General features: G+C 60.3%; 10 protein-coding genes and 2 pseudogenes. 1 reads left to right on the top strand and 11 read right to left on the bottom strand.

Annotated features, from left to right (window positions below; genetic code table 11):
* Positions 1-103: 103 nt before the first annotated feature.
* The 9 genes and pseudogenes from P9250_RS11730 to P9250_RS32615 form a co-directional block, all read right to left on the bottom strand.
* Positions 104-1039: an aldose epimerase gene (locus P9250_RS11730; RefSeq protein ID WP_310394135.1), complete on the bottom strand. Its 936-nt coding sequence runs from the start codon at positions 1037-1039 to the stop codon at positions 104-106.
* Positions 1039-1953 (bottom strand): ABC transporter permease, encoded by a 915-nt coding sequence (locus P9250_RS11725; protein ID WP_250466862.1) that lies wholly within the window; start codon positions 1951-1953, stop codon positions 1039-1041. Before P9250_RS11725 ends, P9250_RS11730 begins: the two co-directional genes overlap by 1 nt.
* Complete coding sequence (locus P9250_RS11720; protein ID WP_250466860.1) at positions 1953-2819, bottom strand: ABC transporter permease; 867 nt, start codon at positions 2817-2819, stop codon at positions 1953-1955. Before P9250_RS11720 ends, P9250_RS11725 begins: the two co-directional genes overlap by 1 nt.
* Positions 2816-3892, bottom strand: coding sequence for an ABC transporter ATP-binding protein (locus P9250_RS11715; protein WP_244828315.1), 1077 nt, complete (start codon positions 3890-3892; stop codon positions 2816-2818). The genes P9250_RS11720 and P9250_RS11715 overlap by 4 nt, the downstream gene beginning before the upstream one ends.
* 87 nt (positions 3893-3979) lie before the next feature.
* Positions 3980-5152: an ABC transporter substrate-binding protein gene (locus tag P9250_RS11710; protein WP_250493305.1), complete on the bottom strand. Its 1173-nt coding sequence runs from the start codon at positions 5150-5152 to the stop codon at positions 3980-3982.
* 326 nt (positions 5153-5478) lie between these two features.
* The gene (locus P9250_RS11705; protein ID WP_409014871.1) at positions 5479-6402 is read right to left on the bottom strand and encodes a dihydrodipicolinate synthase family protein; all 924 of its coding nucleotides are present in this window, start codon (positions 6400-6402) and stop codon (positions 5479-5481) included.
* A gap of 124 nt (positions 6403-6526) precedes the next feature.
* Positions 6527-7219 (bottom strand): FadR/GntR family transcriptional regulator, encoded by a 693-nt coding sequence (locus tag P9250_RS11700; protein WP_244828317.1) that lies wholly within the window; start codon positions 7217-7219, stop codon positions 6527-6529.
* Positions 7220-7376: 157 nt separating this feature from the next.
* Complete coding sequence (locus P9250_RS11695; protein WP_244828318.1) at positions 7377-9149, bottom strand: YadA family autotransporter adhesin; 1773 nt, start codon at positions 9147-9149, stop codon at positions 7377-7379.
* Between the two features lie 804 nt (positions 9150-9953).
* A pseudogene (locus tag P9250_RS32615) lies at positions 9954-10802 on the bottom strand (hemagglutinin); the annotation flags it as partial.
* Here P9250_RS32615 and P9250_RS11680 point away from each other — a divergent pair.
* Positions 10723-11142 carry a hypothetical protein gene (locus P9250_RS11680; RefSeq protein WP_310393125.1) on the top strand — a complete coding sequence of 140 codons (420 nt, stop codon included), beginning with the start codon at positions 10723-10725 and terminating at the stop codon, positions 11140-11142. The pseudogene P9250_RS32615 and the gene P9250_RS11680 overlap by 80 nt on opposite strands.
* A 473-nt stretch (positions 11143-11615) precedes the next feature.
* Here the strand turns inward: P9250_RS11680 and P9250_RS32610 are convergent.
* A pseudogene (locus tag P9250_RS32610) lies at positions 11616-11744 on the bottom strand (ESPR domain-containing protein); the annotation flags it as partial.
* Positions 11745-12389: 645 nt separating this feature from the next.
* On the bottom strand, positions 12390-13226 hold the full coding sequence (locus tag P9250_RS11675; protein WP_310393123.1) for a 3-keto-5-aminohexanoate cleavage protein: 837 nt from the start codon (positions 13224-13226) through the stop codon (positions 12390-12392).
* Positions 13227-13252: the final 26 nt, after the last annotated feature.

Below are 13252 nucleotides of genomic sequence, written 5' to 3'. Positions count from 1 at the left end.
GCTCGAAACGGGAGGTGCCGCATGAACAGGGATGCTTGCCTTTTAGCCGGGGGCGTGTTGCCGGCCAATGCATCGCGCATGCGGCACGCCGTGGCGGCGCGCGTCAGGCGCCGGCGCCGGCCGGGCGTTCGTCCCGGCTCACGCCGGTTGCCATCACGAGCGACACCGCTTTTTCACTACCTGGCGCCATGACGGCGACGCCCGTCCCGCGCAAGCCCCGTGCGTCGAGATTGAAACCATCGCTCACGTGCGACACGGGCTCGACGCACAGATAGCCCGCACCGGCCGGGCAGTGCACGACGACGTGATCGAGCGTGTCGCCGGCGTCGAGCGAAAGCGTGCGGCCGTCGGCGAAATTTAGCGTCGCGCGGCCGCTCCATCCGCTCAGATAGCGCGTGTACCCTTCCTCTTCTCGTCGATGCCGGCGCGCCGGCGCTTCCCCCGATGGCTCGACCGCAATCTCGCCTTCATGCCGCCAGTCGATACTCGCATCCAGTTCGGCTTCCTGCGCCGCGAAATACGGATGAAAACCCATGCCTACCGGCATCGGCCGCGCGGAACGGTTCAACACGCGCATCGACAGCCGCGCACCCTCGGCGTTCGCCTGGATGACCTGCTCCGCTTCGAACGGCCACGGCCAGCCATGCTCGTCCTCGCGATGCACATAACGCATCACGATGCAATCCGCGTCATGGCGCTCGACCTGCCACGCCGCGTATTGCCCGAAGCCATGCAGCGCGTGCGCCATGCCCGGAAACGTCGACAACTCGACACGCTCGCCATCCGGTGCCGGAAAGCGCGCATCGCGCACGCGATTCGAAAACGGCACGAGCGGATAGCTGCCGCCTTTCGGCCAGGTATCGGCGGGCCAGCCTGAAAGCGTGATCGGCACGAGCCAGTCTTGCAGACCGCCGGCGAATTCGGTGGCGAAGCGCGTGATGCGCCCGCCCGCCGACGGCGCCACTTCGATGACATGCGGCCCGCTCGCAATCGTCAGACGCGGCTCGGCCGCGAGCGCCACGACATCACGCGGTCCCATCACTGCCGCTGCTCCTTCACGCGCGAAACCAGTTGCGTCGGACTCACGAACTGCAGCGCGATCAGCACCCAGATCAGCGTGATCGCCATGTAGATCATCGCCATGGCGTCGATGGATTGCGGCGCTCGCACGCCTGTCGAAAACACCGCGTAGTAGAGCGCGACGACGAGCGTCTGCGTGGTCGGTCCCGCCGTGAAGAACGTCAACTCGAACATGCCGATGGTGCGCACGAGCACAAGCAAACCGGCCGCGAGCATGCCCGGCACGAGCAGCGGCAGCAAAACATAGCGAAAGTAACGCGTCGTGTTCGCCCCGAAGATGCGCGCCGCCGATTCCAGATTCGGATCGATCTGCTCGATGAATGGCGTCATCACCAGAATCACGAACGGCAGCGCGGGCACCAGATTCGCGAGGATCACGCCCGTGAGCGTGCCGGCGAGATGGAACTTGTACATCACGGTGGCCATCGGAATGCCGTAGGTGACGGGCGGCACCATCAGCGGCAGCAGAAACACGAGCATGGCAAAGCGCTTGCCGGGAAACTGCACGCGCGCAAGCGCATACGCAGCGGGCACACCCAGCACGATGGACAGCAGCACGACCGCGCCCACCACTTCCATCGTGACGAGCAGCACACTCGACAATTGAAAGTCGCTCCACGCCTGCGCGTACCAGTGCAGCGTGAAACCTTGCGGCAAGAGCGTGCCGAACCAGCGCGTCGCGACCGAATTCACCGCGACGGTCGCAATCAGCAGCAGCACGTTCAAGAGGAAGAAACCCATCGTCGCCCAGACGAGGGCTTTCCACAACCGGTCGGGCAAGCTCGCGCGTTGTTTCATGTTCTTGCCTGGCTTCGATCCTTCGCCGAGGGTGGCGGCCGGCCAGTTCTGGGCCGCGCGATTGTCGGTAGCCATTATCCCTTCCCTCCGGTGACAGGACCGGTATAGAAGAAGCGCCGCGCGCCGAGCATGCCGCCCACCACGAGCAACTGCACGAAGCCCATGACGAGGGCGATGGTCGATGCCAGCGAGTAATCGTAAGTCTCGAACGCCGCTTCGGATGCGGCGATCGAGATCACGCGCGTGGGACCCGCGGGCGCGCCGAGCAGCACCGCCGACGGAAACACCGAGAACGCCTGCACGAACGAGAGGCACGCGGTCATCGTGAGACCGGGAAGCAACAGCGGAAAGTAGATCTGCCGGAACTGTTGCCACGGACTTGCGCCGAGCGTGGCGGCCGCGCGCGCAAGCGTCGGGTCGATGCCCGTCACATACGAAAGCGTCAGCAAAAACGCAAACGGAAAGCCCGACACGATGAGCGAAATCAGCACGCCCCAGTAGTTATGCGTGAGCCGGACTTCATCGCCATAAAGATGCAACGCCTGCACGGCTTGCGGGAACCAGCCGTTCGGGCTGAAGTACGTCAGCATGCCATCCGCGATCAGCACGGTGCCGAGCGTCACCGGAATGACGAGCAGCGTGGTAGCGAATTTCTGATACGGCGACGAGCGCCGCAACGCAAATGCGACCGGCACCGAGACGCCGACGTTGATGAGCGTCGCCGGCACCGCGAGCTTGAGCGTAACGATGATCGTCGGCCACATCGACGTATCGGTGAAGAACGTGATGTAGTTGGCCCACGCGCTGCCGCCGTTCATCGGATTGAACGACAGCATGAGACCGTAGGCGAACGGATAGATGAAGAGCGCGACGATGAAAATCAGCGCCGGCGCGACGAGCCAACCCTTCGGATCGCGCTGAGCGGGAAGCGTGGCGATCATTTGTCTTCTCCGTACACGAGCGTCTTCGAAGGCGCAACGCGCAACGTGATGCGTTCGCCTTCGCTGTACTCGCCCGCAATGCGCGCCCACAGCTTGCCGAACGCCGTGTTCACGATGACGAGCGAATCGCGGCCGCCGTATTCGACGATCTCGACGAGCGCGTCGAACGCGTTTGGCTCGCCGGGCGCGGCGCGTTCCATGTCTTCGGGCCGCAGCGCGACGCTGACGTTCTTGCTGTCGAAGCCTTCCATCGGCATGCCGAGCAAACGCACGCCGTTCGCGGTGACCGCGACGGATTCGCCCTGCGTGCCTTCGAGCGTGAACGGCACGACATTGCGAAAGCCCATGAAGCGCGCGACATGCAGGTTCTTCGGCCGCGAATACACTTCCTTCGGCGCGGCCACTTGCTGCACCGACCCCTCTTTCATCACGACGATGCGGTCGGCCATCGACAGCGCTTCGTCCTGATCGTGCGTCACGTAGATGGTGGCGCGTTCGAGCTTGCCGTGAATGCGGCGGATTTCCGCGCGCATCTCGATCCGCAACTTGGTGTCGAGATTGGACAAGGGCTCGTCCATCAGGACGAGCGGCGGCTCGATCACGATTGCGCGCGCAATCGCCACGCGCTGCTGCTGGCCGCCTGACAACTGGCCGGGCAACTTTGCGTCGTGCCCGATCAGTTGCACGAGATTCAATGCGGCCTTGGCGCGCTTGGTGGCTTCCGCCTTCGCGACGCCGCGCATCTTCAGGCCGAAGCCGACGTTATCCAGCACCGACATATGCGGAAACAGCGCGTAGTTCTGAAACACCATGCCGAAGCCGCGCTTCTCGGGCGGCAACACGTCGATACGCTTGTCGTCCAGCCAGATGCCGCCGCCCGTCAAAGGCTGCAAACCGGCGATGCAGTTCAGCGCCGTCGACTTGCCGCAACCCGAAGGCCCGAGCAGCGCGATGAACTCGCCGCGCTGGATGTTCAGGTCGAGTCCTTTCAGCGCGGCGAGCTGCTGCCCTTCCGCATTGGTGAAACTGCGCGAGACCGAGTCGAGACGCAACTGCTCAAAATCATGCTTCATGGCGAAACCCTTGTGCGAAGCGGCGGCGTCCGATGAGGAGCGCCGCCGCTTTATCAATGACGCGGTATCGATGCCTGGCGTCGATGCTTACTTCGTCTTCGCCGCGCCGATTTCACGGTCCCATTTCTGGAACGCGGCGACCATCGCCTGCGCGTTGAGCGGCACGACATGCGGACGGTCGGCAAGCAACTTCGCGTATTCCGGCCGGCCAAACTTCTGAATCACTTCCTGGCTCTTGGCGGGTGCGGCCGACAGCGGCACGTCCTTCACGGCGGGGCCGGGATAGAAATAGCCGTCGTCGTAAGTCAGCGCCTGCTGCGCGGGCTCGAGCATGAAGTTCATCAGCTTGTAAAGCACGTCGAGCTTTTCCTTGGGCACGCCCTTCGGGATCACCATGTAGTGGGCGTCGTTCACCCAGGTCATGTTGTCGAAGGCTTGCACCTTGAATTCCGCCGGCACGATGCCGAGCGCGCGCGGGTTGATGTCCCAGCCCGTCACGGTCACGGTCATGTCACGCGTGCCCTCGCCCAGTTCCTTCATCACCGCCGACGTGCCGCCCGGATAGTAGGGAATGCAGTCGTTCAGTTGCTTGAGGAAGGCCCAGGTCTTGTCCCAGCCGTTGACCGGATCGGTCGGGTCCTTGTCGCCGAGCACATACGGCAGACCCATGAGGAAGGTACGGCCGGGACCGGAATTCGCCGGGCGCGCGTAGATCAGCTTGTTCGGATGCGCCTTGCACCACGCGAGCAGTTGATCCGGCGTTTTCGGCACGTCGGTGACCTTTGCGGGGTTGTATTCGAGCAGCGGACCCGCGGGCATGTAGGTGACTTCCAGGCCGTAACCTTGCGCGATGTCCTGCATCTTGCGCGGACCCGGTGCGTACTTGTCGAGCACACCGGGGAACGCCTTGGCGTTATCGGGCAGCAGCTTTTCCCACAGACCTTGCTGGATGCCGGCCGCGAGCGCATCCGTGCCCGTCACGACGAGGTCGATGTCCGAGCGGCCCGCGCCCTGCATCGCCTTGATCTTGCCCGGCAACTGCGGCGCGGGCGCGTTCGTGAAGGTGATGCTGGAAACGAGATCGGGATACTTCGCCTTGAAGGCTTCGAACCCCTTCTGCGTCAGTTGAAGATTGCCCGCAACGTCGACGATGTTGATCGATACCGGATCGGCCGCATTCGCCCCGCCCGCCGCAAATGTCGCGCTGACGGCGACGCATACCGCCGCCAGTTTCACTGACAGTCCTGCCTTGAAAGCCATTTCGTCTCCTCACGTCTTTCGCAAGGCCGGTTGTTTTATTGGTGCCCGGCCTGGGTTTGCTTGCTCTGATTTTTCGATACTTCGCGATTCCGCACGTTGCAGCGCAGCCGCGCAATGCTTCCTTTTACTTCGGAAGTTGAAAAATAGCTAACGCGATCATCGTATGTCAAGCAAATCGACGGGAGCAGATCTTGTTTCCCAACCGGGTCAAACAGGCGTTGACGCTTTGTCTGCCGATGTTTGCTGCGCGCTCTCGGGATATACCCCGAGCGACTTGTTTAACCGCTTTTAACTGGCGTTTCCCGTGAAGGCGCCGCATTACGCACTCAAGCGATGGCGCGGTCCATTCCAACGAGGTCGCGCGCTTCCTTCGCGATGGCAGGCAACTCCGCTTCGGGCGAGCCGCTCAGGAGCGGCAGAAGCGGCCCCATATCCGCGATGCCCGAGAGCGTCACGGCGTCATGCAGGACGCGGATGAGCGAGATTTCGTCGCGTAGGGTTTCGAGCGGGAGGAAGCGGTTATAAAGCTGGCGAGCCTCGTCCATGCGACCGGTTTTCACGGCGTGCAGCAACGCCGTCACCGCGTTAGGCGCGATGCAGCCCGAGCCCGTTGTCCACGCAGCGAGTCCGAATTCACGCACGTGGGTGATCGCCGGGCGCTCGCCCATACCGGACACGACTTTCGCGGCCGGAACGCTTTGCAGCAGGCGGAGCAGATACGGATCGACGGCGGGATCGGCACGCACAATCGCGTACTTGACGGCCAGCAACGTACCGTCATCGATGAGTGCGGCGAGCGTATCGACATCGACATAATCTTCGCTCTTGATATATAGCGTGAACGGCATGCCGGCTGCATCGACCAGGCGCTTGAGGCCCGTCGCCACGCCCTGTGGCGTCGTGAATCCGGCAAGCGGGAGCACCATCGCGGTACGGAAGTCCGTCTGCGAAAGAATGTGCGCCTGGTCGAGCATTTTTCCGTAGTCCGGACCGATGGCGGGAATTACGCGCGTCTCTTGCCCCGCAATCTCGGCAAGCATGTCAAGCAACTCGCGGTACTCGCTCACGGCAACGTGATAAAGATTCGCATTGCCGCCGTATAGGAGCGTGCGCACGCCGCCCGCTTCTATATGCTCGACCAACTTGCGGTTTGCATGAGGATTCAACGAGTAATCGACATTTCGTGCGAGCGGCGGCACGGCCATGACGGACTCGGAAAACTCGCTTACGGTAATCGGTTGGATGTTCACGGCGCCTCGCGGTAGTCGTCTGGAACGATCGAAAGTAGCAAGGCACCCCAAAGTTGTCAAACAACTTTTCTGTTAACTAGGGTTTCCCCTTTAACCTATCGATACGGTCGTATGACATCTACGCCTAACTGCCGAACATCCGATTCAGCGCATTTTCGAGATGCGACTTCATAGCTTCGCCGGCTCGTGACGAATCGCGAGCACGAATCGCATCGAGCACATCCAGATGCTCGCGCTGGACGAGACGCTGCCGCTCGACTGTTTTCACGAGCGACAGGTTTCGCGACAGGTTCATGCTGAAAACAATCTGCTCCTCGATAAACGAGAGCACCGTGATGAAGAACTGATTCTTCGATGCCTTTGCGACCGCAAGATGGAACGCGAAGTCGTCTTTCGCGCCAATGCCTTCTTGCGCCTCCACCACCCGTTCGAGTTGTTCCCAGGCGGCTTCGATGGCGCGGATGTCGTCGTCATCCGCCTTAAGCGCGGCAAGCTCGGCTGCGCCTGCCTCCGTGACTACGCGAAATTCGTAGCATCGGCGAATGTCTGACAGCGTTTCTAACGGAGCGAAGCGCCGCACATCCGGGTCTGGACGACGACCGACAGTGGTGCCCGATCCGCGCCGCGTGACGATGATGCCGTCCGCGCGCAGTCGCGCCAACGCCTCGCGCACGGTCGGGCGCGAGGTCGCAAAGCGTTCGGCAAGGGCGTGTTCTGTCAGAAGACGATCGCCTTCCTTGAACTCGCCTTCCATGATGCTATTGAGGATATCGCTGTAGATTCGGTCGGCGAGACCATGCGATTTACGCTCGTTCATGTGTACGCTGGACGTGCTTGTCAGAGTAGGGAACGATTGTAAGGCAAATTTTTGCGTTGCCGCGATAACGCGTGAAGGCCGACGCACGCCATGCTGCGTCGGCCTTCTTCACTTCACTTCACTTCACTTCGCTTCACTTCACTTCACGCACCGGGCGTTACCACTGATGCCCCGCTCCGATGGTGAAGCCGACATTTCCGGAACTGCTTGTATTGCCGGAAGCCTTGATTACCCAGCTCTCGTCTTGCGTAACATGAGAGATGCCGAGTGCCGCGCCGGAGGCCCCGGCGTAACGTGCGCCGGCCAACGCGACCATGGTCTTGCCCGGAGCGGTAGGCTGCGGCAGTCCGGCGGAAGCCATCGCGGCTGCGATACCGCCATAAGCCGCTTTCGCCATGTTGTTGATCTGGCCTTGCACGCCCGCGATACGCGAGTCGGTATAGTTCTGCGCCTGTGTGGAAGCGAGATTCAACTGACTCACATTGACCGCATCGGTACTCTGCGTGCCCGCCGCGACGTTCGTGATCTGACGTTCGTTACCCGCAGACCCGACCGAAACCGTATTTACTCGATCCGCCACTGAGTTAGCCCCGAGCGCGACGGAATTGTCCGCAGTAGCGCTGGCATTCGCGCCCATGGCAACGGAATGCACGCCTGTCGCGCTAGCGACTTCAGTGTTGACATCGCCTTGCGCGGCGAACATTGGGTTGCCACCGCTCATGGCGATGTTCGTCACGCGATCGATTGCGGCATTCATCTGGTCGACGTTGACCGCGTCGTCGCTCGCAACGCCCGCAGCAACGTTGTGGATTGTCGTGCCGCCTGCGACGTTGTTGCCGAGCGTGATGCTCGAGTAGTTGGTCGACCCGTCCGCGTTGTGGTCATAGGTCACGGAAGTATTGGTCGTGCCATCTCCATTAATGAGACCGGCGCCCTTCAACTGCGAGACGTTGACGGCATCGGTATCCTGCGTACCGGCTGCCACGTTGGTGATCTGACGTTCCGCGCCCTTCGATCCGACCGACACGGTGTTTGCACGATCCGCCAGCGAGTTCGAGCCGAGCGCCACCGAGTTGTTCGCGATAGCCTGAGCATTGCCGCCGATCGCCACTGATTCCGCACCCGTGGCCTGGGAGTCTTCCAGCACCGAATTGGCGTGGAAGTACTTGATGCCGCCGCCCGTGTTGATGTTGTTGAGCGTCTCGTTGATCGTCGAGATGTCGGTCGTGTTCTGCGTGACGCGGCCGTCGAGATTGGTAAGGGCGTCGCCGACGTTGTTGAAGGTATTACCGTCCTGGAACGTGTACGTCGGCTTAGTGATGGTGCCGTCCTGATTTACCGTCGAACCGCCGCCGAGGGCGTCGGCCGTGCTCGATGCAGTTTTGTAGAGTTGGCTGCCATTCACCGCTTCAAGGCTGTCCGCGCTCACTTCACCTGCGTCCACGTTCTTGATTTTGACTGGCGTACCCACATTGCCCAGCGTGACCGTCTTGTGGTCGCCGTCGTCATATTGGACCGCGTTGGCAATGCCGGTCGAAAGCGACGTCATGCTCGTCGACACCGATGTCGAGAGCGTAAACAACTGCCCGCCGTTCACCGCTTCATTGCTGCCCGCAGCCACTTCGCCATCGGCAACGTTCGTCAGCTTGACCGGGGCGGCGCCGGTGTCGCCCAAGCGAACCGATGTGTGGTTAGCGTCGTCGTATTGAACCGAGTTGGCGACGCCGGTCGAGAGCGAGGTCATGCCCGTCGAGATTGAATCGACGCTCGTCGACAGCGACGTGACGCTGGTCGAAATGCCGTCGATGTTGGTCGAAAGCGAGGTCATGCCCGTCGACACGGATGACGACAAGTTGTACAACTGACCACCGTTGACCGCGTCCTTGCTGTCTGCTGCTACAACGCCGTCCTCAACGTTGTGAAGCTTCACGGGCGTGCCGGCGTTGCCGAACGTGACCGAGTCGTGGGCCGCGTTGTCATACTGGACGGCGTTCGCGAGACCGGTGGAAAGCGACGCCACCGATGTCGACGTCGATCCCGACAGTGTGTCGATACCTGTTGAAAGCGACCCGACCGTCGTGGACATCGAAGTGGAAAGCGTATCGACACCGGTGGAGAGCGAGGCGACTGCCGTAGAGGTGGAGGTCGAGAGCGTGTCCACGCCCGTCGAGAGCGAGGCAACGCTCGTCGATGTCGACGTCGAAAGCGAATCCACGGACGTGGACAGCGTGCTGACACTCGTCGACACTGAATCGACAGCTGTGGACAGTGTGCTTACGCTTGTCGAAATCGAATCCACCGAGGTCGAAAGCGAGCCGACGCTCGTGGACACCAAGGCAACGCTCGTCGAGGCCGACGTCGAAAGCGAATCGACGCTCGTCGACAGGGAACTAACGCTGGTCGCGGTTGCCGTTGAAAGCGAGTTGACTGCGGTCGAAGTGGATGTCGACAGCGTATCGACGCTGGTTGACAGCGAATTGACAGAGGTCGAAGTGGAAGCCGAAAGCGATTCGACGCTGGTCGAGATGGAGCCCGTGGTCGTCGATACTGAAGCCGAAAGCGTGTCGAAGCTCGTGGACAGCGAATTGACGCCAGTCGACACAGAATCGACAGTTGTGGACAATGATCCAACACTTGTCGACACGGAATCGATGCTCGTCGAAAGCGAAGCGACGCTCGTCGAAGCGGAAGTCGAAAGCGAGTTAAGGCCGGTCGAAGCCGACGTCGAAAGCGAGTACAGTTGGCTGCCGTTGATGGCGTCCGTGCTCGAGTCTGTTACATCGCCCTTGGCTATGTTGGTCAGCTTCACTTCAGAGGCGCCGACACCGCCCAGGGTGACCGAGTCATGGCTTGCGTTGTCGTATTGAACCGAGTTCGCGAGACCCGTCGACAGCGATCCGACAGCGGTCGAAGTCGAGATGGACAGCGTGTCCACACTCGTGGAGAGCGAGCCGACGTTAGTCGACAGCGAGTTGACCGTGCTCGACACTGCAGTCAACCCGGTTGACAGCGAGGTCACGCCCGTGGAAACCGAAGTCGAAAGAGAGTCGACGCCCGTAGACAGCGAGTTCACGCTCGTCGACACTGAATCGACAGTTGTAGACAGTGAGGTTACCGCGGTCGAGGCCGAGGTGGACAGCGAGCCTACAGTGGTCGAAGCCGACGTCGACAAGGAATCGATACTTGTCGATAACGAGGTGGTCGTGGTCGAAACGGAGGTCGACAAGGAGGCTACGCTCGACGAAGCCGAGGTCGAGAGCGAGTCGAGGCCCGTTGAAGCAGACGTCGAAAGCGAATACAACTGACTACCGTTGATGGCGTCCGTGCTTGAGTTTGTTACATCGCCTTTGGCGACGTTGGTCAGCTTCACTTCGGTAGGCGCGGCGACACCGCCCAGCGTGACGGAGTCATGGCTTGCGTTGTCGTACTGAACCGAGTTCGCGAGACCCGTCGACAGCGATCCTACGGCAGTCGATGTCGAACTCGACAACGTATTGAGACCGGTGGACAGCGAACCGACGTTTGTCGACAGTGAGTCGACGGTAGTCGACACCGAGGTCAACCCGGTCGACAGCGAGTTCATCCCCGTGGAAACCGAGGTCGAGAGCGAGTCGACACCCGTGGATAGGGAAGTCACGCTCGTGGATACCGAATCGACGGTCGTGGACAGTGACGTCACCGCCGTCGATGAAGAGGTAGACAGCGAGTTCAAAGTACTTGAAGTCGACGTCGATAACGAGTCCACGCTCGTCGACAAGGAAGTGGCCGTCGTCGAAACCGTTGTGGATAACGAATTGAGACCAGTGGAAACCGAATCTACGGTGGTGGAAAGGGAAGCAACCGTTGTCGACACCGAACTGACTGTCGTCGATAAAGAGCTGGCCTGCGTGTCCAGTCCGTTGATCGCCCCGCCTACGTCATGATAGGTCGTTCCGGCTACTGAATAAGACGGGGGAGAGATACTTGCGCCGCTCATCGAAGCCCCACCGCCTAGACTCGACGCGGTCGTCGAAAGGGCCAGGTATAACTGAACACCCGTCACACCGTCACGACTGCCCGCCGTCAATGCGCCCGGCGCCATGTTCTGAACCTTGTTGTAGCCCATGTCGAACATTGTCCCGGCACCAATCGATACTGTGCCCGCAGTCATCGTCATGAGAGTCGCTCCTCCGGCCCCCATGACGAGCGTGTTGGGGTCCACGGCTACCGCGTAGGCTCCCATTCCCCCGCTTGTCGTGTACGCGACCAGCCCAGCTCCCGGATGGTTTGTGCCATCGCAAGCAACGGTAGATGTTTGCACCACGCCTGCGCCTTGGTCACTCAGGCAACTGGCCGGCGTGTATCCGTCCGATAACACACCGACGGAGTACCCACTCCCCGCCTGCGCGCTGCCCGCAGCGAGTGCGAACACCGCCAACACTGCTGCGTTCGTTCGGCCGCGCTTGCTTTTGGTCCGCGCATTTTCCGCTGCGGCAACCCAGCTTTCGGATGCCTGACTCCAAACCACGCGATACGTCTTATTCATCAAAACCTTCTTCGAGTTCAAGTTGAAATTCTTTTTCTTCGTGATTTCCGACACGGACTGATGTGCTCGTAATGAGCAACACGGCGCTTGACCAAACGCGACATAGACCGCTTGGCTCGGGGCCATCGGATAAACATGAAGAAGCAATAATCGTCAGAGCTTCGATTATTTAGGTTTCCAAAACCTAATCACGCATGTCAGAGTGTCACCAGGACATGGAGCCTCTGACATTCCTCAATCGCGCGGCAAGAAGTCTCTATCCACGCTTGGATTTTTGTCTTATCGAAGCGTTTTTTCCATTCAGAAAGTCTTAAAAATGCATCGAATATCTGAATGTACTGAACGATGTATTTGCCGAAAATCAGCAATGTATAAACACGAAGAAGATGTAGCAGGCGATGTGACTATTCAATTGCCATAAGGCTATATAAAAGCCGGCGGACAGGAAAATAAACAGAACTCGTGTGTATTGGAAAGCGTTACTAGTACGCAGGCCACGCGGTGAGCGACGCTGCACGCGCGGGACCGTTTAATCGTCAAACATATGCGATGACATCGCATATAAATTTGCGATGAGCGAGCAAGACAGCAAAAAAAAGCGCGTCGCGATTTCTCGTCGACGCGCCTTTTCAAGCAATTGAAACTTCAAAGAGACAACAACTGCCGCGCCTCCTTTGCGCTCGCCACCGGCCGGCCATACTCCGCGCACAGCGACGCCACGCGACTCACCAGTTGCGCATTGCTCCTGGCGAGCGTGTCTTTGTCCCAACGCACGTTGTCCTCCAGACCCGTGCGGCAGTGGCCGCCGAGTTCCAGCGTCCAGTGATTCACTTCGAGTTGATGCCGGCCGATTCCCGCAGCCGTCCATGTCGCGTCGGGCAAGAGTTTGCCCAACTGCTCCACTTCGAACTCGAGGATTTCGCGACGCGCCGGTAATGCATTCTTTACACCAAGTACGAACTGCACGTGAACCGGCGACTTGAGCAAACCTTGGTTGACGAGATCATAAGTGCTGTAGAGCATCGCCAGATCGAAGATTTCGATCTCGGGCTTTACATCGTGGTCGAGCATGGTTTGCGCGAGCGAACGCACGAAGTCTGGCGGATTTTCGTACACGATGGTCGGGAAATTCACCGAACCCGTCGCCAACGAAGCCATGTCGGGTTTCAGATCGAGCATCGCCCCACGCTGCTCGAAAGATCGGCCGCGTCCACCTGTCGAAAACTGAATGATGATGTCCGGACAGTGTTTGCGGATGCCGTCCTGCAATTCTTCGAAGCGGTGACGATCCGAGCTCGATTTCTCGTCTTCATCGCGTACGTGCAGATGAACCAGCGTTGCCCCGGCTTCATAGGCTTCGTGCGTGCTTTCGATCTGCTCGGGAATCGTGGTTGGCACAGCGGGATTATCTTTTTTCTTCGGTACCGAGCCCGTGATGGCGACCGAGATGATGCAAGGATCAGTTGTAGGCGATTGCGTCACGTTCGTGCTCCTGTGAGGCGCCGATC

This window comes from Caballeronia sp. LP006 (assembly GCF_031450995.1).
Taxonomy (GTDB): Bacteria; Pseudomonadota; Gammaproteobacteria; order Burkholderiales; family Burkholderiaceae; genus Caballeronia.
The sequence above is the reverse complement of the archived record's forward strand: the minus strand, read 5'-3'. Positions and strand labels throughout refer to the sequence as shown.